Raw genomic sequence first — 20223 nt, 5'->3', positions numbered from 1 at the left:
GAGGTGTATGGCTAAGATCATTAAAATTAATAACCTCTATGTTCGTTACTTCGGTTCTGATAGGCCTGTTCTTAGGGGTTTATCGCTTGAGATTGAGGAAGGTGAGTTCGTACTGTTGGTGGGCAGGACAGGTTCTGGTAAGTCCACACTGCTTAATGTAATTAATGGTGTTATACCAAACATAGTAAGTGCAACCGTTAGGGGTTCAATCGATGTTGCCGGTCACGACCCTAGGAAGACCCCGGTCCATGAAATGGCAATGATCGTTAGCACGGTTTACCAAATACCTGAGAGCCAAATATTCTCTTTAATCGTTGACGATGACGTTGCCTTTGGGCTTGAAAACAGGGCTGTGGAGCCTGAGGAGATGAGGAGGAGGGTTGTTGAGTCCCTTAAATTAGTTAATTTGCTTCATAAGATGAAGCACCCAACATTTCTCCTGAGTGGTGGTGAGAAGCAGAGGCTCGTTATTGCGGGAGTCCTAGCAGTTAAGCCTAGGATTTTAATTCTGGATGAACCAACGTCGATGCTTGATTCAATAGGTGCCGAGCAGATTTTTAACCTTGTTAAGAAGTTGAATGATGAGGGGTTAACGGTCATAATGAGTGAGCATAGGGTTGAGAGGGTCATTGGAATGGTCGATAGGGTCATTGGCCTTAAGGATGGGGCGATATACATAGATGATGAACCGCACAGAGCCGTGGACAAAGACCTGACGAAGCTGGGTGTTGAGGAGCCCCAGGTGACCACATTGTACAGGATGATTAATAAAAATGCCGATTATTACCCAATATCTGTTGAGGAATTCCTTGAAATAGGTGTAGCCAGTAAGTTGGATGTTATTGAAAGGCGTAGAGAGGATGATGGTGAGATAGCGGTTTCAGTAAGCAATGTTAGGTTTACCTATCCAGGGAGTATGCGGGAGGTTCTGAAGGGCGTTAACTTAGTAATCCATGATGGCGATGTCGTCAGTGTAATAGGCCTAATGGAAGTGGTAAGTCGACATTAATGTACCTACTCGCGGGTATTTATAGACCAAGTAATGGCAGTATTCAGATATTTAATCATGACTCTACAAAGCTTTCTGGTAAGGATAGGGTTAAGCTAATTGGTTATGTGTTCCAAGACCCTGATCAAATGCTCTTCTCAAGTACGGTAAGGGGCGAGTTAGAATTTACACTGAAGTTAGCCAGCGTTCATGGTAGGGAGGCTGAGGATAGGATTAGGAGGATAGTTAATTACCTGGGGATCAGCGACCTACTGAGTCAAAGTCCGCATAAGCTTTCCGTAGGTCAAAGGAGACTCGTCAGTGTTGCTGCAATACTCGTGGCTGAACCCAGGATATTAATCCTGGATGAGCCAACGAGGGGTCTTGATAATGAGATGAGTACGGCTTTAATGGACCTAATACTAACCATTAAGGAAGAGAAGGGTATGACGCTCATCATGGTTACCCATAATATGAGACAGGTTGGGGAGTACAGTGATAAAGCCTTTGTTATGTATGACGGTACTGTGGCATTCAGTGGAATTCCTGAGGAGGTCTTTGAGGAGTCGCATAAACACCCTGAGTGGGGCATATCACCGCCTCAGGTCTTTGAGGTTACGAGGAGTATTGGTAGGCCAACGGCGAGTATTAGGAGGGTGAGGGTGAATGCTGCTTAGCCAAATACTGTATAACCCAGCCATTAACTGGGTAATAACGCTAGTGATACTGTTTTACGGACCGGTACTAGTTGTCTACCTAATATTCAAGCTCATCGGATTCCAGGGCTACATGTCACTATTTAGATTCATTGAGGGTAAGTCAATAATATATAGGATGGATCCCAGGACCAAGATACTGCTCTCAATCATTGTAACCACCGTAGCTGCAATAACTATTTGGTGGATATCGGCAATAATGTTCGTGGCAGTAATGGCACTATACGCATTATTAAGTAATATTAAGGAGAAGCTCAGGGTTGCACTACCGCTTATACTAGCCTCATTCATAGGCACCGCGTGGACCGAGTCCATATTCGCGCCGTACTCCTACCTACAGGTTATATTCCACCACGTAACATTCCTATACGTATTCCCGCAGTCACTCGCAGTTTTAGGAATAACCCAGGGATCCGGCACATTCTACGTACCATACCTCGGCTACGTCAGCAACCCAGTTGGTTTGACATGGGAGGGCATCATTTACGGCTTACAAATAACCTTTAGGGCCGTCGCAGCAATAGCCTCGGGCCTACTCCTCATCTTCAGCACACCACCCTCAGACATACTCAGGTCCCTCGAGAAGAGTGGGTTACCCATTGAGCTTGGCTTCACATTGTTATTGGCCGTTAGCTCAGTGCCTAAGGTTCTTGAGAACTCCATGGTTGTCCTTAACTCGTTGAGGGCTAGGGGAGTTGAATTTAGACCTAGGAGTAGGAATCCGATAAGGCTCATCGCCGAGTCCCTATTCATTATTAGGGTCATTGTCATGGCCCTGGTGAGCATTGTCATATTGACGCTTAGGGATGCTAGGCAGATAGCCATCGCGGCTGATATAAGGGCGTTCAGGGCTTACAGGAGGAGGACGTATTATAGGGATATTAGGTTGGGTAGGATTGACTACATAGCCATCGCCCTACTAATCGTATTGCTAATCGCCGGCATCTACATATCTGGGCTTCCAGGGATGGGTGCTGTACCGTATAATCCATAATAATTATTAAATAGTTGCTTAGATGCTTTGAAGAGTCGGTAGGAATGAGTAAGCGTAGGTTCGAGGTGGCGCCATTGAGCATTTATGGGACGTCAACAATAGGGGTTTACATATTTACGAATAATACGCTGACGATAGTGCCTATGGACGTTCCAGACAAGGTCGTTAACTCAATAAGGGATACGCTTGGTACCAATGTTGTTAAGGCATCGCTAGCGAAGTCACCGCTGATAGGTATTTTCATGGTTGGTAATGATAATGGGGTATTGGTGCCCAGTATTGTTACTGAGGATGAGGTGAATGAGTTAAAAAGAAATGGCCTAAACGTGTCGGTAATACGTACGAGGTACACAGCAATCGCCAACCTAGTACTTACAAATAATAGGAGGACCATTGTGTCACCAATAATTGAGAAGGAGTACATAGGGTTGATAAGGGATGCCCTGGGTACAGAGGTCATTGTTGATGAGGTGTGCGGAACATACCTAGTTGGTTCAATAGCTGTAGCCAACGACAGGGGCGTCCTACTCAGCCCAGAGGCTAAGGATGAGGACGTGAGGAAGGTCAGGGATTACTTCGGACTCCCTGTTAACGTCGGTACGGTTAATAGGGGTAGGAGCTTCCTCAGGGGTGGGCTTGTGGTCAATGATAACGGCGGCCTAGTGGGTAGTGACACCACGGGTTTCGAAATCGTCAGGATAATGCAGGTACTCGGTGGCGTATAACTTACCTGGCCAGACCCTCAGCCCTGCTTAGGCACTCCTCACCAAGCCTATGGGCATTATTCAATAAATCACTTATTAACTTCTCAACCCTGTCCCTAAGCCTATCTGGTATAACGCCCATGTTCACGTAGGTCACGTACTCATCATAATCAACAACCCTAGCCTCACCCGAGTCCCACCTCTTAATCACATCAACGGCAAGGTCGATGTACAGTATGTTGGCGCCCGTGAACTCAACGGGCGTGTTAACATTCACGTAGATGCCCTTGGGTCTCCAGGCGCTGTCAACATAGACGTGGGTCAGGTACTCACTACCAATTGATGTGCAGGTAATCGCTAAGTCACCCTCCTCCTTGGGCAGGCCAAGCCCGTCCAGGTAGCCACCACCCCTCAACCTACGCATTAAGACAATGTCGCTGGGCTCGAGCTTAAGGACCTCAGCATTGCCCAGCCTGACCACCCTACCATCAGGCTTAATGTGGATAATCCCAACCCTATACCTCCTACCCATCAACTGCCTCATGAACTCATCACTAAAACCAGCCCTATCACCGCAATGCTCAAGGAGCGCCTCGACAAGGTCGAGCAGGGCCGTGCTCCTCTTCAGTGTCTTGTAGGCGTGGTGGCCCATTATTGTCGGCATGACATTATTCCTAACATTATCAAGAAGCAGCTTAGCTCTGCCATCGAGCATGACCTCAGTTATGCACTCGCCATCCTGAAGAACCGTGTATGGTGCCGATACCCTACTCGCAGCAACAACGTCATTAAGCATGCCCAACGCCCTCTCAACCTCCCTAACAGCCTCATCCTCACTAAGGAACTGGGCACTACTCCTCCACTTAATACTATAGCCACTCACCTTACCAACGTACCTAAGACCAACCCTGAGCAGGGTCTGCCGAGCCTCATAATCCCTAATATGCCTACTGAAGAGCACAGCCCCGCTGCCGGGGATTAACGAGACATAGTCCGTGTCAACCCTAACACCAGGCGTGGCGACTAACTCATCGCTTGGGTAAACCCTAGTCCTACTTATGGTGACTGGGATAACATCACCATAGGCATAGGCACTACCCACAGCCCTAAGCACGGCCCTAACCCCATTACCAATATCAACGAAGTAGTTATCGCCCTCAATACCAACAACACCCATAACAACCCTATGAAGCGGAACCACGGACCTCCAAACCAAGGCCTCACCCTCAACAACCCTAAGCAACTCACTGACAAAGCCATTAACGGCACCACACCTACCCATGACCGTGAGCGCGCCCGGAACCCTCTCCGAATCCTTAATCGTCACGTCAGGTGCCGAATTATTAACATCAATATTAAACCTACTAACTATCACATCCGACGCTTGGACGATGGTGTAGCCAAGGTCGAGGACCAACTTACTAATCGCCGTGGCATACTTACCCCTGATCCTCACCCTATAGTTACGGCTGGATGCGCTCATCATTCATCACAGCTTATTAGAATATTAGATATTAATAAGCCATAAAAATTAATTCCTGCCCTATTAATGAGCGCCTTAAGCCCACGTTAAGAAGCTGACCATTAAGCCCTAATGGCAAGCACCATACTTAATGTACGTTAATACTATCATGATAAGGAATATTATAAAGAACGCTAATGGGGCCGCTGTCATGATTATGGCATCAATAAGCAATTGCTGCCTAAAAACTAAATAAATAAGCGCAATAGACGTCGGCAAATAGGCTACTAAGAATACCGCCACATAAACGCCAATCGCCACATCCCATTTACGTTCCATACTAACTGGTATCCTAGGCGGTCTAAGGTAAATTAGCGATAGAATCAATAGGGCCACGAAACCAAACAGGCTTGCTAGGTTCGACGTGTCATGTAGCCACGTGAACAGGGAGATCAGAGCCAAGGCTAAGTACGCAAGCATTAGCTTCAACCTTGATCGAGCACTAGGGCAGTCAAACCCCTGCCCACCCATACAATTTTCATTACCATAAACTTCCCCTTAAAAAAAACTTCTGAGTCACGACTCCATTAGGGTTTAAGTACTCACTTCCTCTATTGAATAAACGCTCCCATTACTTATTTATGGCTTATGCTCGCTCTAATGGTGTTTATTTAGAATAGAATTATTGCCTTAACGAGTAGGTTCAACCCACACAACAGTGCCCACACCAATGATGCTTTATCCATTGTAAAACGATAAGCGTGCACGAAATCGTGCACTTATTTTTAAGCATTTCCTTTGTGAAATTGAATGTGTCGATAGCCGTGTAGTGTGCATGGTACCATGCACACCCTCCATTTTACAATGGATAAAGCATCATTAGAACAAGTACGGTATTGTGGGGTTGAAATACCGTTGGAACAACTATTCAATCCCTAATGTAGACCGTGGGAACAAACACGGCTCGTGAAGATTAGGAGTAGAAAGATGTTCTAATGGAGTCTAAATACGAAAGAGAAAGACTTATAAAGGGGCAAATAAACCAACGCACCAGAAGATTTCAATAGAATATTGAAAGAGACTGCCTAGTAGATAGACTGCCGAATGCGGTTGAATGAAGATTTCAATAGAATATTGAAAGTTCATCGCAAATACGATACTTCCTGGACATACTCAAGTGAAGATTTCAATAGAATATTGAAAGTTGAGGAAATGCCAGGCTCATACTGCATGAGCCCTGGAAGAAGATTTCAATAGAATATTGAAAGACTCCATTCCCCAGCCCACGCCTTAACCTCTGTTGTCATGGGAAGATTTCAATAGAATATTGAAAGGGTATGATATTTGGAATTACAGTGTAGAATACTGTAACACTGGAAGATTTCAATAGAATATTGAAAGAACACCTAACAACGCATACGTAAAAGTCAAAATAAACAATCGAAGATTTCAATAGAATATTGAAAGTTGTAGTAAATGATCGGGCTCTCTATGTAATCAATTAAGTCATTGATATTGAGGATTTTGATTGAATGTTGGGGGTGATTTTGTTGGTTTTGTTGTGCTTATGGGTTTGTTTTGGTTCTGGTGGCTTGGTGGGTGGGTTATCTTGGTTGCTCATGGTTTTAGCCGGTTCCATACCTAATGTACTGTGTTATTATCATGGCGAAGAACGCTATGGATAGCGCGAGTGGGGTGGCTGTCATGAGTATGGCGTCGATTAGTAATTGTTGCCTGAAGACTAGGTAGGTGAGTGCTATGGCTGTTGGTATGTAGACTAGGAAGAAGAGTGCCATGTATATGCCGATCACCATGTTCCACCTACGCTCCACAGTGGTCGGTATCTTGGGTGGTTTTAGGGAGATGAGTGATAGGATTAGTAGGTCTATGAATGTGGTCAGGCCTGGGAGATTCTATGTGTTGTTTAACCACGTGGATAGGAAGGTTATGGTTGCGACTAAGTAAATGAGCATTGACGTTAACCTCGACCGAGTACTTGGGCAGTTAAACCCCTGCCGCCCACATCACTTGGATCTAGGTTCAGGGCCTTGGCGAGTATTGACTTTGGTATTTCCACGCCCTACTACATACCGTGGTTGGTTAAAAGCGTTTTTGTAGTGCCTTATTAATTGCGGTGTGACTAAATTAACGTGAGCATTAAGTGCATTGCCTCAGCCAAAAAGGCGGTGTCGGTAAGAGCACGCTAACGATGCTCGCGGCGAGGGTAGCACCTGCCCTCGGCATTAGGCTGGCCATTATTGACCTGGCCATGGGGAATCCAAGCACTTCATTGAACCTGCTGGGTGGCTTACCGAGTCATACCCTGGCAACCTACGTGATTGGTGCATCGAGGATTAGCGAGGTCGTTCACGTAGTCCCCACCAGGTATGGACCCATTTACCTAGTTCCCTCTGGTCGTGGTGATTTGGCGCTTATTAATGAGGATGGTGGGTTTGGTGAGAAATTCAATTCACTAATTAATTATTTAATTGATAGGGTTGGTGTTGATCATGTACTCATTGACTTCCCATCCTTTGAACCAAGCTTGGACGAATTATTTAGTAATGCGTTGGAAAGATGCGACGTAATGTACCCGGTGGGTATTCAGGACCTTGGCTCCCTAATGGCCCTGAGGAACCTGTTAATCTTCGCTAGGAAGTCCTCGGTTGGTGTTGGTCGTCCGGTGATTAATATGTTTAGGGAGTCCCTGGGTAGGCAGTGGGTTTCGGTTGTTGGTAAGCTTGCTGGTTCAGAGCCTGGCGTAGTTCATTATGATCCATGGCTCATTAGGTGGGTTCATGATGGTGTTGGTCAATACGGCATTGGTGTTAGGGAGGCTTTGACTTACGTGATTAGGGATGTCCTGGGTTGAATTACGCAAAATGGTTTTAAGGCATTAATCACTAATTACTGATGCTGTGTCCGTTGAGGAGTTTCGAGGCATTACGGTGGATTCTGATGATGGTGAGAGGTGGTTGCTCATTGCGGATACTCACGTGGGTCTAGAGGTTGAGCTTGGTAAGAAGGGCGTTAGGATCCCGAGCCAGTCAGCCAGGATTGCTCAGATGATTCTTGATTTTGCGGAGAGGACTGGGGCGACCTCATTGGCTATCCTCGGTGATGTTAAGCATGAGATAGCGAGTATAGTGGAGAGTGCCAGGGAGGTTAAGGAATTCATTAATAGGATCAGTGGTAAATTCAACAGGATAGTCCTGATCAAGGGTAACCATGACGGTAACCTCGACCTAATATTGAGTAATGATGCAAAATCAAACATATACCTCGTAGACTCAAGGGGCTTCATGCTAAGGAGTAAAGATGGCAAAAACCTGCTCCTACTCCACGGGAATTCCAAGCCGAGGATTGAGGATTTCATGAATGCTGACGTGATAATAATGGGGCACACCCACCCGGCAGTATTGATACAGGACGTGACGGGCTACGTAATGAGGGCACCGGTTATAGTCAAGATAAGGGTTGACAAGTCAGTATTTGGCAAGAACATGTACAATACCGAAACCAGCACCTCAGGCTTAATGAACATTATTATCCTACCCACCTTCAACCCATTGACCGTGGGCATGGACGTCTTTGAAATATTCCCAAAGGACCTGGTTGAGGTGGAGACAATACTCCACTACGCACGTACCTGGGAAATACTAAGCAACATCGAGGTTTACCTAACGGACATGACCTACCTAGGCACCATGGATGTGCTCGCGAGGATTAGGGAGGAGGTTGGTGAGGGTGGTTATGACGTTGATTGGCTGTGAATTTTGTAAACCCATTATTATCATTAAACCCGACAATTTTAATAACGGCGTAGGTTAGGCATAGGTGTGAGGTTACCAATACTAATCATAAACATGAAAGTATACCCAGAGGTCCTTGGCAAGAAGGCCCTTGAGCTTGCGAAGGTCGCTGAGTCCGTGGCGAGGGAGCTTGGTGTCTCCATAGCCGTTGCACCACCAATCACTGAGCTGAGGACTGTGGCTGAGGGTGTTGAGATACCTGTATACGCGCAGGGGGCGGATCCGGTGGAGCCTGGGGCGAGGACGGGCCATGTACCGCTTGAATTCATTAAGGAGGCTGGCGCCGTCGGTGTTATACTTAACCATAGCGAGAATAGGCTACTACTCAACGACTTGGGTTGGCTAGTAAGTAGGGCCAGGAGTCTCGGCCTTGAAACCCTTGTGTGCGCACCGGACCCATACACTAGTGCTGCTGCGGCTGCCCTGGAGCCCACCGCGGTTGCTGTTGAACCGCCTGAGCTAATCGGCACTGGTAAGGCCGTTAGTAGGGAGAAGCCTGACGTAATAGTGAGGACTGTGGAACTCGTTAGGAAGGTTAACCCAAGCATCCCAGTGATCACGGGGCCGGCATTGAGAGCTTTGACGATGTTAAGAAGGCCATTGAACTTGGGACACAGGGAGTACTGGTTGCCAGTGCCATTGTTAAGGCGAGGGATTGGAAGCAAAAAAATTACGGAACTCGCCAATGCGCTCCGTTAATGAAGCGAGCTCAATGAAAATTATTTCTGTGCCCTCGTTATTACATTATTGTGAATTTCCCTTGCTTAGCAAATCAAATCCGCTGAATCAACCTTCCTCAAACCTGCTTTGTTCTTTTCTATTTCTCTTCCCAACCTCTCAACGAGCATCCTAACCTCATCACTCACATTGACACTCCTCATGACATCCCTAGCCCTGTCCAGGTAATCCCTAGCCCTTAGGTAAAGGTCCTTATTACCATAGGCAATGGCATTCTGGAGGTACATAAAACCAAGCATTGCCAAACCAGCCACATAACCCTCCGAATTCTCATCGGTAAACCTAAGGGTATCCTCATGTCTCCTAATCAACTCCTCATCAACGGGCCGGCCACTACCTGGCACTATGAAGACTTCCTTCTCAAGGGTTCTTCTCCTTAATACCGGTATCCTAACGCCATGCTGATCAAGTACCTATTCAGGAGGACAAGACCGACGCCAAGAATAGCCGCACTCACTAAAGGACTCACGTAGTATGACAAGGGCTCATCATGCAGGGCTTGCTGGAGAACGTACTGAGTGAGGAAATAGGCACCTGTGGCTATTAGGGCTATTAGCAGTAGGAGCAGTGCGTACTTAAGCCCTGATATCCTCCTATTGGTAATTTCAATCCTTCTAATTGATTATGCGGAGCCAGGTAAGCTAATGGGATTGTCCGATTAGGGTTGTGTTGTTGGTTTCCCGGAATAGAGGGTGTAGCCGAGAATTGCAGTTCCATTATCATCATCGAACTTCATGCCAAGTTGCATGGCATCCAGGTAGTAACTTGATGGGGTTATCGAGGTGTATATCTTGTCAATGAGGTTGAAGGAATCTCGATCAACTCTGACAGGGGCAGTCCTCCGTGAGCCGCATGTCGTAGGAAAAGTCGTCAATAACCATCGGCTCAGTATACGGTGTAGTAAACCGTGAAGCTGAAGTTGGACATGTCAACGATCCTGGCGGGTAGCGCAATATTCTCCTCAGTCCTCCTGGCGAATGGGACCAGTACTACTGCACGTACATCGCACTTGGGTAGCCATACACGGGTATGAATGGGATAACCTTCCTAAAATCATGCAGATCAACACTAACATGCAGGTAATCACTAAGCGTAATACTAACTAGCTCTCTGATGTATGCCATATTTTAGAGGAAGGGTGAGACGAGGACTGAGACATCGCTGCTGTGAACCTCAACCACGGAATACGCCGAATCACTTTGGAACTTACCTAAGCAATAATGCCAAATATGGACCTCCTACTCACGCTAATTCCCGTGAATAAGTTATTATTTTATTTTACGGTAAATTCATCCACATTGTAAATGGTAATAAGTAATTGCTAGGATAGGATTAAGTTCCGGGGTGGAACTGAGTTCCGGCGCGGAACTGGGGAATTGAATTGTAAAAATAAGCCTAATTACTCATGGCATTGATTACTGCATTAATGAACCGAAATAAAACCGAAGTATGATTTTGGACTGGAATTTTTATGATGATTATTATTGGAGGATAGTTAAACAATTATGACTGTGAGCTTCCCTGGCGATACTTCTTAATTATTTGCCTAAGCACGTACTGGAGTATTCCACCGTTCAGGAAGTACTGAACCTCCATCGGCGTGTCAAGTCTCACGAGTAGCTTAGTCCTAATGACCCTGCCGTCGGGCTTATGGACGACTAACTCCACGGTCTGCCTGGGCTTTAAGCCCTGTGATAGGCCGATGATGTCGAAGGTCTCATCACCATTTATGCCAAGCTTCTCCGCATCCTCACCCTCCATGAACTGGAGCGGCAATATGCCCATCTCCACCAGGTTACTCCTGTGAATCCTCTCAAAACTCTTCGCAATCACAGCCTTTATCCCCAGGAGCTTCGGCCCCTTGGCCGCCCAATCCCTTGAGCTACCGGCTCCGTAGGTTTGGCCTGCGAGTATTATGAGTGGTGTTCCCTCCTCCCTGTACTTCATGGCTGCGTCGAATACGGTCATTAATTGGCCGTCAGGCCAGTGAATCGTGTAGCCGCCCTCAATCACCTTACCACCCATTCTATTCTTAACGCCCTTACTCCAGAACGCACCCCTCACCATAACCTCCCAATTACCCCTCCTCGTGCCGAAGGTATTGAAGTCGCTGGCTTAACGCCGAGTGAGGTCAAGTACTTACCAGCCGGTGAATCAGCTGGTATTGAGCCTGCTGGCGATATGTGTCCGTGGTAATGTTATCACCGAGCACAAGCAGTGCCCTAGCACCAATGATGTCCTTAACCTCAACGAGCCTGTCCGGGTCGAAGTCGTCGAAGAATGGTGGCCTCCTTATGTACGTGTTGCTTGGATTCCACTGGTACAGGTCACCGCTTGGTGCCTTTAACGTATTCCACTCGTCAGGCACCAGGTCGCCAATTCTCGTGTACTTCTCTACGAATTCGTCCGGTGTCACGTACTTCTCAACATAGCTCCTAACCTCATCGTCGCTGGGCCACAAGTCCTTTAGATAGACTGGCTTACCATCGCTTGTGTATGTCACGGGCTCCTTGGTTAAGTCCTTATTGACGGTACCAGCCAGTGCGTAGACCACGACCATGGGTGGTGAGGCCAGGTAATTAGCCCTGACGTCTGGGTGTATCCTACCCTCAAAGTTCCTATTGCCCGAAAGCACGGCGGTAGCCACGAGGTCGTTCTCCCTAATCGCCTTAACGATGGTTCAGGGAGTGGCCCAGTATTGCCAATACAGACCATGCACCCAAAGCCCGTTATGTAGAAGCCAATCTTCTCAAGGTACTGAAGCAAACCAGATCTTCTTAGGTACTCCTCAACGACCCTTGAGCCTGGTGCCAGCACGGTCTTGACATATGGAGGTGGCGTTATGCCGAGCTCGACAGCCCTCTTGGCCACTAGGCTGATGCCATTAGTAAGTACGGATTGCTTGTGTTTGTGCAGCTGGTTATTGCGGCTATGGCTACGAAGCCATCCTCAAGCTCAACCTTCCTACCGTCGAGCTCAATAACGACCTTCCTCCTACCACTTATGTTTTTCTTCTTATTTCTATCCTCAATGACAGGTTCGATGCTCTTTGGCGCATCGCTTAGTGATCTCCTCTGCCATGGGAGTGATGGGCCGGCAAGGTTGGTTCTATGGCTGATAGGTCAATGCTGATTACCTGGCTATACTCAACATCACCCTCCTTTGGCGACCCAAAGACACCCTGCTCCATGTAATACCTCTCGACAAGCGATATTAACCACTCATCCCTACCCGTGAGCCTCAGGTAGGCCAGGGTCTGCTCATCCACTGGGAATAGACCCGTGGTTGCGCCGTACTCAGGAGCCATGTTGGCTATGGTTGCCCTATCGGGTATGGGGAGCTCCTTAACGCCCTCTCCGAAGAACTCTACGAATTTATCAACCACGTTATACTTCCTAAGGGTTTCGGTGACGTATAGGACTATGTCCGTCGCCGTAACGCCGGGCCTTGGCTTACCATATAAGTGAACACCAACGACCTGAGGCGGTAAAACAGCTATTGGCTGGCCAAGGAGAGCTGCCTCAGCCTCAACACCACCGACACCCCAACCAACGACTCCAAGCCCATTAATCATGGTTGTGTGCGAGTCCATGCCAACTACCGTGTCGAAGTACGCAAGCTTCTCGCCAGGTCCAAGGTCCTCGGTCATCACAACCCTGGCAATATGCTCAAGGTGTACCTGGTGTATAATGCCAGTGCCTGGTGGGAAGACCCTGAAGTTCTTGAAGGCGTTTTGGGCCCACTTTAGGAATTCATACCTCTCCGCATTCCTCTCCACCTCAAGCTTAATATTCAGCCTAAGTGCGTCAGGCCTACCCCAGTAATCGGCCTGCACGCTGTGGTCAATGATCAGGTCAGTGGGTACCTGCGGGTTTATGACCTTTGGGTCAATACCATACTTAGCCACTATCTCCCTCATAACCGCCAAGTCCACCAGCAGGTACGCCCGTGTAGTCCTGCATCAATACCCTGGCCACCTTTATCGGGACCTCCTTAGTACCTGGATTCTTCGGGTTCCAACGCAGTAAATTCTCAATGTCCTCCTCAGTGATCGCTTGCCCATCATAATTCCTAAGCAGGTTCTCTATGAATACCTTAATCACGTATGGGAACCTGGCAATGTCAAAACCCTCCCTCTCAAGGGCCTTTAACGAGTAATAACGAACCTTAATACCGCCAACGTCCATTACGCTTAGTGTATTCCACAAATTGGGCAGGTTCTTGGCCACGAGGATATAACTTAAGCCACGGTTTTTAATTATTTACTTCAATATATTTTTGATATTGCATTATTTAGTGAATTGGTTGTAGCCCGAGACATTTACATTATAGTACGTTAAGTCCCAAGTGAATGGTACATCTAATTCGAACGGTATCATGTAGCTAGCCGGTAGCGTCGCCGTGGTACCGTTTAGGTATGTAACCTCTATGTCGAACATGGTCCCATTGAATATATAGTCCGTTATTGGGTACTTTGTGTAGGCGTACTGGAACTCGAGCTGCGTGTATGTCGCGTAGAATGGAGTTCCACTGTAGGGTATTTTATGTATCCAGAGTTGGTTCGTGTTGTAGTCATAGATTTCGAAGATTATCTCCTTGGCGCTCATGTTATAATAAATCATTAGTTTTAACAACGTGTTGTTAGGTGTTGATACGCCAGGTAGCACCGCCGGGTTCATGGTAGTCTCATTAAAGAAGTAGTGCGCAACACAGTTCTTCCCAGGCACGTACCACGGAGCTATCGTGCCATTCGGGTCCAGGTCAACGCCTATTTGGAAGAAGCCAACGCATGATGACCTAGTTGCACCGTAGTAATTCATGGCATTTATCTGGAAGCTCAGGATACCGACCTGCGGCGTGTTCCAATACCTAAGGAGTACTAGGGCTGTCAGGTTATAGAAGGGTGGTAATAATGTAACGAGTAGGCCTGAGCCCTGTCCGTAACCCTCCATGTTATTGTAATTCTGCAGGTATATAGGTATCTCGAGACTCGTGACTATTATGTCCGTGTAATAGACAGTGCCTTAGTCGTTATTATGGCTGCCGTGTAGTAATTACCAGCGTCTGGTACGGAGACCTCAAATGGCGGTTCGTCAGTCTGGTCGACAAAGACCTGCATAACCCAACCAGCGGTCTTATTACTTGGCGTGCTCGCATTGAATACGTTAACCATTATGAAGACCCAGCCAGGCGGGTAGAGCGCGTTGGATAGGTTTGATAGTGGGACCACGGGCTTTAGGTCCGTGAGATTCGGACCGGCCCAGACATAGCCATTGGCAACGCCTACAATAGCCACTGGCTGGTAATTACCGTTTACAAGGCCAAAGAAGCCACTACCGCCATCGCCGTAGTAAATCGCTACTTGGAACGACAGGAATTGATCACCCCTAACTATTAATGATGGATTAACAATATCGATTTGCGGCTCCCCATTTACAGCCATAGACTTCAACGCTGGTTCACCCCAATAATTGGGCTGTGTGACTATTGTGGGCGTTAGTCCGCTGATTGGTATCCATCCATAGTAACTGAGTGGTTCACTTACGTTTTCAAAGTTAGATACGTATGCGAATGCGCCTGCGAGTGATGCCGCAGGTGCCATTCTTGGTAATGGTTCGTGTATACGTACATAATCATTGTGTGGTGCATGGGTATAAATCGTTAGTATTACCGTTAGTGTTATTGCTATAATTATTAATATTTTTGCAGCTTTCCGGTTTCTCTTTGTCATAGTTTTTAGTAAATACTTAATATTTTTAAACTTTACTATCTTAATTAGTCGCCAATCATGGACTTCTCCTCAGCCGAAACCTCCTCCTCCGAATCCACGTGCAGTCTCCTTGTTTGTATACCATCCGGCGTTAGCAAAATCATCTTTATTGATGCACCATCCTCACCAAATCTCGTTAAGTACCTAATCAACACCTTATTAGCCAGGACAATACCTATGTGCTGTGTCTTACCATTCAGCGAGACGCTCTGGTGGTAGTGCCAAATCTCCTTCTTCGTAATTATATTAAACTGCTTAACAATGGAATCCTTGTAATCATCGAGAACCAGGTTATAAATGCTCAATACCCTCCAAATCCTCTTTGTTGGGTTTATCTCGCCGTAAATTACCACGACGGGTCTCTCGGTCTTCTTATCCTTAACCCTGGATTGATAAATAGCCGTTATAACGGGCTAGAGTCAAGCATTAGTAAGTCCTTAATGGGCTGCCTATACCTAATCACGGCGGCCATAAACGGCATTAATAACCTAAACCTGAACTCAACCCCGTTAGGGATCTTCACACTATCGAAATTACAATTATAACAATGAATCCTAACGATGGCTGGTGACGGTTCTATCAGCCTTCTTATGAAATCCTGACCTTCCTCAATAAGTTCCTCATTAACTACCTTCTTAGATTCATTATTAATAGCCATCATTATTCTATCACCTTTAGAATTTATTAAATTTATGGTTCATAATGATAATATTGTTCTATGAAAAAATGTGCAGATTCTGCATCTTACAAACCACTTTTTAACTGGTTCACGAAGTAATAGTTGTATGGTGAGGTATGAGTTGAGGAAGTACATAGCCCATGAGCAATTAATAATGTGGCCTAGACTAGTCGTTAATATTAAGGATCATGTAAGGGTAATACTCATAGCTAATCTATCGAATAAGAGCGATATCAGGAATATTAGGTGTTCAAGGATTGAGTTAGCTAGACGAAGGATTATTGCCCAGTAGATTTCAGGGAGTACACAATAACCTCCTTATTACCCCTAATAATGATTTGCTTCTGAATCAAACCCTTCCTAATTAAAATACTAAGTGCATTCCTAACCGTCCTACTCGGGAGCATCGTCTTCTCAACAATCTCCTTCTGCGTCAATTGACCCTCATACTCGAGGATCTTAAGTATGAACTTAGCACTCGGCGGTAAGTCCATGTTAGCTAATAGACTTATCTTCTTTTCATAACGACCAATGGCACTCGACACCTCGCCAACCCTAACAAGCTTAAGCGGCTTTCCAGACATTATCTTAACCTCGTTACCAACGTAAGTCCTGACACTACCATCAATTATAACCTCAATCCTAGATCTGGATGTTAAGTCCTTTATCGTAATTACAGAATCACTAGGCACAATGACGGGTACGCGGGCTAGGTTCGTACTATTCACGGGAACAACCTCAAAGACCTGAGCCCGTGAATGTATTAGCGGCCCACCGGCCGACATGGCGTATGCCGTGGAGCCGGTGGGCGTCGATACTATTAAGCCATCAGCAACGTCGTGCCATAAGTACTCATTATTCACGTATAGACTATACTCAAGAGTTATTGCGCTCCTGGCCGGGAAAATTGCTGCTTCATTTATCGCATTTGGTAATTTCTTCCCCTTAACATTAACGGAGAGCCTAAGTATATCCTCAACATCATAATCACCATTAACTATTGTTGACAGTGCCTTATCCAAGTTCGTAATGTCTACGGAATTTAGAAAGCTTAGTCCAAAGCCGACGGTGAGGATTGGGCCCTCCCATGAACTTAGTTTATGCAGGTTCATTATTATGAACTTGTCCGTACCAACAATGCCTATGACATCATACCCACCAACATCATTACCTAATTCAGTAACAACGTCAAACGACGAGTAATTACTGACCAATCTCTTGATCTCATTAACAGCGCTAGGCATCACTATTAATAGACCCCTCATCTTTGTTAATTATAGAATACTACAGGGCATTCTTTTATTTTTTTTACCGCAATGATCACAACATGATGTATGCCTTAAAAATACTGGCGATTACTCACGCAGGTATGGTGGCCACAATAATAGTGGGGATACTAGGCCTATTATTCATTGCTGTAGGTTGGATTCTCGCACTGGGTGATGTACCACCACTTAGGTTGACAATACCGTACCTAGTAGGTAGTGCATTACTCACGCATACTCAGCCTTAACTGGAACCTGGTATTCCTGATACTGAATGGTGCAGCTACGGCTCTCTCAGCCATTAACCTAATAAGGCGTATTCGAATGGATAAAATTAATGCCAAAAATCATCGATAGGGCCATGAGCTCAAGCATTAAGTCACCCTTAGCCACATAAACCTCGCCGGCACTGCCTAGTAACCAGGTTACTGATGAGTTTAGGATTAGCGTACCCCTAACCGTGCCCCTGCCCAGAGCTGCCACACACCTGTTCTGATCTGCGCCGAGTACGGCAATGGTATATATAGAGCCTGGAATTACCTGATCCTTAACCATGATTTCAGACATACCCGCTGCATTAACAACCTCGGTCCTAACGAATCCCAACATTCGTAACGCATCCTCGATGTGATCAGCATTGCTTATCCTCCTGAGGAGGTTTATTACCGCAGATAGTACGCCTTTCGCAGTACTCCTTTGAATGAGTATTGCACCTCCATATGGCAATAGGGATAGTATTACTGAGCCCTTTGCGGCGCATCCACGGTTTATTGCGATTACGATACTACGTGGTGGTACATTACAATCATTAATTATTGCCGTGTCCTCCCCCAGCTCCTTAACCATGCCATTCAACCAGCTCGGTGGTTCGCCCAATATGTAAATCAAGGTTAATCACCGTACTAACTTATTTAATGCCATTTAAACTATGATGAACCCAGGAACCCCTTCTCCAACTCCTCAACATCCTTAAGTATCTCATTCACGGTCTCCTTAATCACATCAAGCGGTGGTCTCCCCTTGGTCTTTATCCTGAACCGCACGTTCTGCGTAAGTGGGTGGTCTACATCGTACATTGCGTACTCCACGTCAGGTCTCTTGAGTAGGTATTCGATTAGTGGTGCGAAGAGTGTATAGGTCTCACCCTGGACTATCGCCTCTAGGTAGTTTTCCTCGGCCTTCACGATGCTTATCCTAATCACGAAATCAGTGTGGAGTAGGTAGTAAAATAAAAGCTTTAGCTCTAGCCTAAATGTAATACATTGAGAGCACTTAGTCAAGTGATGATAACCCCCGTAGCGGAATGGTGAAGAGTTCACGTACCGGCTGATGCGTTATCAGCCGTTGGCGATACAATCATTAATCATTAAAGGGTGCGCTCATCATCAATAATTAATTACTCACTGGGTGGACCACCACGTAGCCTACCCCTCCTCTTTACGTCCCTTGTCCTATTTATCTCCCTCTCAATCCTCTTTATCAAGGTCTCGAATGCGTACCTTACGGCGTTCACCGGGTCCCAATCTATCTCATTAACCGTGTACGTGTTTACGTTATCCTTAAGCATTAAGTGCACTGAGTACTTGCTTCTCTTTTCCTCCCCTCCTCTCTCGTACTTCTTAATGTTTATTTTAACGTCAATCACGTTCGTCATCCTGTTAATCTTAGCCATATAGTTCGAAATGACCTTCTCAACCAATGGCTTAACATCCTCATTGATGTCTGTTAGCTTAGCCTCCATTGGGACCTCCTCGTATGGCCTTAGTACGGCCTTTATGATGTCATAACTCGATACCACACCGGTCACAGAGTCTCCGGAAATCACAGGCATCCCTGAGATGCCCTTACTGAGCATTAAGTTAACGGCTTCGTATATATCGTTATCCTCACTAACCGTTATTACGGGTGTCGTTGCTATGGCCTTTACAGGGGCTGCCAATATGTCATCCTCCGTGCCAACCACGTCACCCCTCCTACTCCTCCTCGGTATTGATGCATAGTAGAGTCTCTCGACTATGTCCCGCATTGAGACAATCCCATAAAGCTTACCAGCCTCTAGGACTGGTAACCGCGTTATCCCGTGCCTAACCATGAGCCACTTCGCCCTAGCCACAGCCTCATCAGCCTCTATCGTTATTGCTGGTTTAGACATAACGGATGACACTTGCACACGAGGTAATAATTTACTGCTTAGTAGGTAGTTCAGTATTTTCTCCCTGGTTAGTATACCTACGAGACTCATGCTTGAGTCCACAACTGGGAGTGCCCTGACCCTCATATTTACGATCTTCGACATCGCCTTTACCAGGTCTGAGTCCTGGCTAATTGAGTAGGGCGGTGACATTACGCTGGATACCCTGGACCTTAAGCTAACCCTCCGTTCGAGCAAATCCCTATAACTGAGGACACCCACTAATTTGCCGTTCTCATTAACAACGGGCACAACCCATACCTTAAAGTCCCTCATGTCGGAAATGACCTTGGAAATAATGTCCTTGGGCTTTGCAACCACAATGACATTATCCATGAGTTCGGTGACCCTGGGTGTACTCATCAAGGTTTTGACTTAAAGGCCCTTAATAATTTTAATGGGTTATAGATTTATAGGGTGGGTTTTTGATTACGGATCGATGGACTGCCAGCAAGCCATTAATAATGTAATACCCGTGATTCATAACCCAGCCAGTGTGCAGAAGCTTCTCGATGCAGTAAAGGTCTCGTTGGGCTTTGGCGTCAGGACTATAGTCATAACAAAAGCCGTCGGTATAGCGGCCCAGCAGGGCGTGCCTGAAGCCTTTAGGCTAGTTCTTAAGTCTGGTGCCACATTAATAGTGCTACCTGACATTAGGGATGTCGTGGAATTACTCCGTCCAGATTTAATATATTTCCTAAGTACTAGGGGTGATCCCATGGGCGATGAGGTTAGGGGTAGGGCACTAATGGTGATTCAAGCGTCTGATCAGCCATTTATGCAGAGTGAGTTGAGCCTGGGTAGGCAGGTTAAGGTTGTTGGTAAGGATGTTGGTAGTACGGCATTGCTAACGTTGGCGCTTAACAGAGTACTTGGGCAATGCATTGAATGAGGTTATTACTTA

The 20223-nt window shown here is 46.3% G+C and carries 24 protein-coding genes, 2 pseudogenes and 1 CRISPR repeat array; of the genes and pseudogenes, 11 read left to right on the top strand and 15 right to left on the bottom strand.

Features of this window, described 5'->3' with window-relative positions:
• Window positions 1-7 precede the first annotated feature (7 nt).
• From JCM14467_RS15375 to JCM14467_RS03310, 4 genes are read left to right on the top strand one after another with little or no spacing between them, the layout of a single operon-like run.
• Window positions 8-1009, top strand: coding sequence for an energy-coupling factor ABC transporter ATP-binding protein (locus JCM14467_RS15375; protein WP_252900569.1), 1002 nt, complete (start codon window positions 8-10; stop codon window positions 1007-1009).
• Window positions 1009-1665 carry an energy-coupling factor ABC transporter ATP-binding protein gene (locus tag JCM14467_RS15370; RefSeq protein WP_252900568.1) on the top strand — a complete coding sequence of 219 codons (657 nt, stop codon included), beginning with the start codon at window positions 1009-1011 and terminating at the stop codon, window positions 1663-1665. Before JCM14467_RS15375 ends, JCM14467_RS15370 begins: the two co-directional genes overlap by 1 nt.
• Window positions 1655-2698, top strand: a complete 1044-nt coding sequence (locus tag JCM14467_RS03315) for an energy-coupling factor transporter transmembrane component T family protein (RefSeq protein ID WP_054849140.1) — start codon at window positions 1655-1657, stop codon at window positions 2696-2698. Before JCM14467_RS15370 ends, JCM14467_RS03315 begins: the two co-directional genes overlap by 11 nt.
• A 44-nt stretch (window positions 2699-2742) precedes the next feature.
• Window positions 2743-3423, top strand: a complete 681-nt coding sequence (locus JCM14467_RS03310) for a translation initiation factor IF-6 (protein WP_054849139.1) — start codon at window positions 2743-2745, stop codon at window positions 3421-3423.
• Between the two features lies 1 nt (window position 3424).
• On the opposite strand, the gene JCM14467_RS03305 is transcribed toward JCM14467_RS03310, so the two are convergent.
• From JCM14467_RS03305 to JCM14467_RS03295, 3 genes are all read right to left on the bottom strand, one after another.
• Window positions 3425-4888 carry a DUF402 domain-containing protein gene (locus JCM14467_RS03305; RefSeq protein WP_252900567.1) on the bottom strand — a complete coding sequence of 488 codons (1464 nt, stop codon included), beginning with the start codon at window positions 4886-4888 and terminating at the stop codon, window positions 3425-3427.
• A 105-nt stretch (window positions 4889-4993) separates the two neighbouring features.
• Window positions 4994-5395 (bottom strand): hypothetical protein, encoded by a 402-nt coding sequence (locus tag JCM14467_RS03300; RefSeq protein WP_054849138.1) that lies wholly within the window; start codon window positions 5393-5395, stop codon window positions 4994-4996.
• A gap of 522 nt (window positions 5396-5917) precedes the next feature.
• Window positions 5918-6331: direct repeats of the CRISPR family, unit length 25 nt; unit sequence GAAGATTTCAATAGAATATTGAAAG.
• A 158-nt stretch (window positions 6332-6489) separates the two neighbouring features.
• Window positions 6490-6696: a hypothetical protein gene (locus JCM14467_RS03295; RefSeq protein WP_054849137.1), complete on the bottom strand. Its 207-nt coding sequence runs from the start codon at window positions 6694-6696 to the stop codon at window positions 6490-6492.
• Window position 6697: 1 nt separating this feature from the next.
• Here JCM14467_RS03295 and JCM14467_RS19325 point away from each other — a divergent pair, with 1 nt between their 5' ends.
• The 4 genes and pseudogenes from JCM14467_RS19325 (at window position 6698) to tpiA (ending at window position 9392) form a co-directional block, all read left to right on the top strand.
• The gene (locus JCM14467_RS19325) at window positions 6698-6829 is read left to right on the top strand and encodes a hypothetical protein (RefSeq protein ID WP_256359195.1); all 132 of its coding nucleotides are present in this window, start codon (window positions 6698-6700) and stop codon (window positions 6827-6829) included.
• 196 nt (window positions 6830-7025) lie between these two features.
• Window positions 7026-7736 (top strand): ParA family protein, encoded by a 711-nt coding sequence (locus JCM14467_RS03290; protein WP_252900566.1) that lies wholly within the window; start codon window positions 7026-7028, stop codon window positions 7734-7736.
• 46 nt (window positions 7737-7782) lie between these two features.
• Window positions 7783-8637 carry a metallophosphoesterase family protein gene (locus JCM14467_RS03285; RefSeq protein ID WP_054849136.1) on the top strand — a complete coding sequence of 285 codons (855 nt, stop codon included), beginning with the start codon at window positions 7783-7785 and terminating at the stop codon, window positions 8635-8637.
• A 66-nt stretch (window positions 8638-8703) separates the two neighbouring features.
• Window positions 8704-9392 (top strand): annotated as a pseudogene (gene tpiA / locus JCM14467_RS03280) (triose-phosphate isomerase).
• A gap of 48 nt (window positions 9393-9440) precedes the next feature.
• Here the strand turns inward: tpiA and JCM14467_RS03275 are convergent.
• From JCM14467_RS03275 to JCM14467_RS15345, 8 genes and pseudogenes are all read right to left on the bottom strand, one after another.
• On the bottom strand, window positions 9441-9758 hold the full coding sequence (locus JCM14467_RS03275; protein WP_054849135.1) for a hypothetical protein: 318 nt from the start codon (window positions 9756-9758) through the stop codon (window positions 9441-9443).
• A 314-nt stretch (window positions 9759-10072) separates the two neighbouring features.
• Window positions 10073-10288, bottom strand: a complete 216-nt coding sequence (locus tag JCM14467_RS15365) for a hypothetical protein (RefSeq protein ID WP_252900565.1) — start codon at window positions 10286-10288, stop codon at window positions 10073-10075.
• Window positions 10289-10403: 115 nt separating this feature from the next.
• On the bottom strand, window positions 10404-10538 hold the full coding sequence (locus JCM14467_RS19320; RefSeq protein WP_256359194.1) for a hypothetical protein: 135 nt from the start codon (window positions 10536-10538) through the stop codon (window positions 10404-10406).
• Window positions 10539-10917: 379 nt separating this feature from the next.
• Window positions 10918-13601, bottom strand: a pseudogene (gene acnA, locus JCM14467_RS03270) (aconitate hydratase AcnA).
• A 102-nt stretch (window positions 13602-13703) separates the two neighbouring features.
• Window positions 13704-14366, bottom strand: a complete 663-nt coding sequence (locus JCM14467_RS15360; RefSeq protein WP_252900564.1) for a hypothetical protein — start codon at window positions 14364-14366, stop codon at window positions 13704-13706.
• A gap of 47 nt (window positions 14367-14413) precedes the next feature.
• Entirely contained in the window at window positions 14414-15145 is a 732-nt protein-coding gene (locus JCM14467_RS15355; RefSeq protein WP_252900563.1) for a hypothetical protein, read from the bottom strand.
• Between the two features lie 44 nt (window positions 15146-15189).
• Window positions 15190-15537, bottom strand: coding sequence for a hypothetical protein (locus tag JCM14467_RS15350; protein ID WP_252900562.1), 348 nt, complete (start codon window positions 15535-15537; stop codon window positions 15190-15192).
• A gap of 50 nt (window positions 15538-15587) precedes the next feature.
• A complete protein-coding gene (locus JCM14467_RS15345; RefSeq protein ID WP_252900561.1) occupies window positions 15588-15842 on the bottom strand; it encodes a hypothetical protein in 255 nt (84 codons plus the stop codon).
• A 127-nt stretch (window positions 15843-15969) separates the two neighbouring features.
• Here JCM14467_RS15345 and JCM14467_RS03255 point away from each other — a divergent pair, with 127 nt between their 5' ends.
• Window positions 15970-16155, top strand: a complete 186-nt coding sequence (locus JCM14467_RS03255) for a hypothetical protein (RefSeq protein ID WP_054849134.1) — start codon at window positions 15970-15972, stop codon at window positions 16153-16155.
• On the opposite strand, the gene JCM14467_RS03250 is transcribed toward JCM14467_RS03255, so the two are convergent.
• Window positions 16142-17107: a winged helix-turn-helix transcriptional regulator gene (locus tag JCM14467_RS03250; RefSeq protein ID WP_252900560.1), complete on the bottom strand. Its 966-nt coding sequence runs from the start codon at window positions 17105-17107 to the stop codon at window positions 16142-16144. The two genes, JCM14467_RS03255 and JCM14467_RS03250, sit on opposite strands and share 14 nt — an antisense overlap.
• A 125-nt stretch (window positions 17108-17232) precedes the next feature.
• Here JCM14467_RS03250 and JCM14467_RS03245 point away from each other — a divergent pair, with 125 nt between their 5' ends.
• Entirely contained in the window at window positions 17233-17376 is a 144-nt protein-coding gene (locus JCM14467_RS03245) for a hypothetical protein (protein WP_252900559.1), read from the top strand.
• A 58-nt stretch (window positions 17377-17434) separates the two neighbouring features.
• On the opposite strand, the gene JCM14467_RS03240 is transcribed toward JCM14467_RS03245, so the two are convergent.
• From JCM14467_RS03240 to JCM14467_RS03230, 3 genes are all read right to left on the bottom strand, one after another.
• Complete coding sequence (locus tag JCM14467_RS03240) at window positions 17435-18016, bottom strand: hypothetical protein (protein ID WP_054849131.1); 582 nt, start codon at window positions 18014-18016, stop codon at window positions 17435-17437.
• Between the two features lie 38 nt (window positions 18017-18054).
• Window positions 18055-18330 carry an RpoL/Rpb11 RNA polymerase subunit family protein gene (locus JCM14467_RS03235; protein WP_054849130.1) on the bottom strand — a complete coding sequence of 92 codons (276 nt, stop codon included), beginning with the start codon at window positions 18328-18330 and terminating at the stop codon, window positions 18055-18057.
• A 194-nt stretch (window positions 18331-18524) separates the two neighbouring features.
• Window positions 18525-19682, bottom strand: coding sequence for a CBS domain-containing protein (locus JCM14467_RS03230; protein ID WP_054849129.1), 1158 nt, complete (start codon window positions 19680-19682; stop codon window positions 18525-18527).
• Window positions 19683-19758: 76 nt separating this feature from the next.
• On the opposite strand from JCM14467_RS03230, the gene JCM14467_RS03225 reads away from it, so the two are divergent.
• A complete protein-coding gene (locus JCM14467_RS03225) occupies window positions 19759-20211 on the top strand; it encodes a RecB-family nuclease (RefSeq protein ID WP_054849128.1) in 453 nt (150 codons plus the stop codon).
• Window positions 20212-20223 lie beyond the last annotated feature (12 nt).

The sequence above is a fragment of the Vulcanisaeta sp. JCM 14467 genome, assembly GCF_001316245.1.
Classification (GTDB): Archaea; Thermoproteota; Thermoprotei; order Thermoproteales; family Thermocladiaceae; genus Vulcanisaeta.
This window is presented reverse-complemented; position numbering and strand designations above follow the sequence as displayed.

What these genes read in the sequence shown, in the direction of transcription:
- JCM14467_RS15370 (WP_252900568.1), top strand. Translation starts at nt 1,009, where the DNA reads ATGTACCTACTCGCGGGTATTTATAGACCAAGTAATGGCAGTATTCAG.
- JCM14467_RS03315 (WP_054849140.1), top strand. Translation starts at nt 1,655, where the DNA reads ATGCTGCTTAGCCAAATACTGTATAACCCAGCCATTAACTGGGTAATA.
- JCM14467_RS15360 (WP_252900564.1), bottom strand. Translation starts at nt 14,366, where the DNA reads ATGGAGGGTTACGGACAGGGCTCAGGCCTACTCGTTACATTATTACCA.
- JCM14467_RS15355 (WP_252900563.1), bottom strand. Translation starts at nt 15,145, where the DNA reads ATGACAAAGAGAAACCGGAAAGCTGCAAAAATATTAATAATTATAGCA.
- JCM14467_RS03310 (WP_054849139.1), top strand. Translation starts at nt 2,743, where the DNA reads ATGAGTAAGCGTAGGTTCGAGGTGGCGCCATTGAGCATTTATGGGACG.
- JCM14467_RS03230 (WP_054849129.1), bottom strand. Translation starts at nt 19,682, where the DNA reads ATGAGTACACCCAGGGTCACCGAACTCATGGATAATGTCATTGTGGTT.
- JCM14467_RS03250 (WP_252900560.1), bottom strand. Translation starts at nt 17,107, where the DNA reads ATGCCTAGCGCTGTTAATGAGATCAAGAGATTGGTCAGTAATTACTCG.
- JCM14467_RS03245 (WP_252900559.1), top strand. Translation starts at nt 17,233, where the DNA reads ATGGTGGCCACAATAATAGTGGGGATACTAGGCCTATTATTCATTGCT.
- JCM14467_RS03255 (WP_054849134.1), top strand. Translation starts at nt 15,970, where the DNA reads ATGGTGAGGTATGAGTTGAGGAAGTACATAGCCCATGAGCAATTAATA.
- JCM14467_RS19320 (WP_256359194.1), bottom strand. Translation starts at nt 10,538, where the DNA reads ATGGCATACATCAGAGAGCTAGTTAGTATTACGCTTAGTGATTACCTG.
- JCM14467_RS15375 (WP_252900569.1), top strand. Translation starts at nt 8, where the DNA reads ATGGCTAAGATCATTAAAATTAATAACCTCTATGTTCGTTACTTCGGT.
- JCM14467_RS15345 (WP_252900561.1), bottom strand. Translation starts at nt 15,842, where the DNA reads ATGGCTATTAATAATGAATCTAAGAAGGTAGTTAATGAGGAACTTATT.
- JCM14467_RS03305 (WP_252900567.1), bottom strand. Translation starts at nt 4,888, where the DNA reads ATGATGAGCGCATCCAGCCGTAACTATAGGGTGAGGATCAGGGGTAAG.
- JCM14467_RS03225 (WP_054849128.1), top strand. Translation starts at nt 19,759, where the DNA reads ATGGACTGCCAGCAAGCCATTAATAATGTAATACCCGTGATTCATAAC.
- JCM14467_RS03300 (WP_054849138.1), bottom strand. Translation starts at nt 5,395, where the DNA reads ATGGGTGGGCAGGGGTTTGACTGCCCTAGTGCTCGATCAAGGTTGAAG.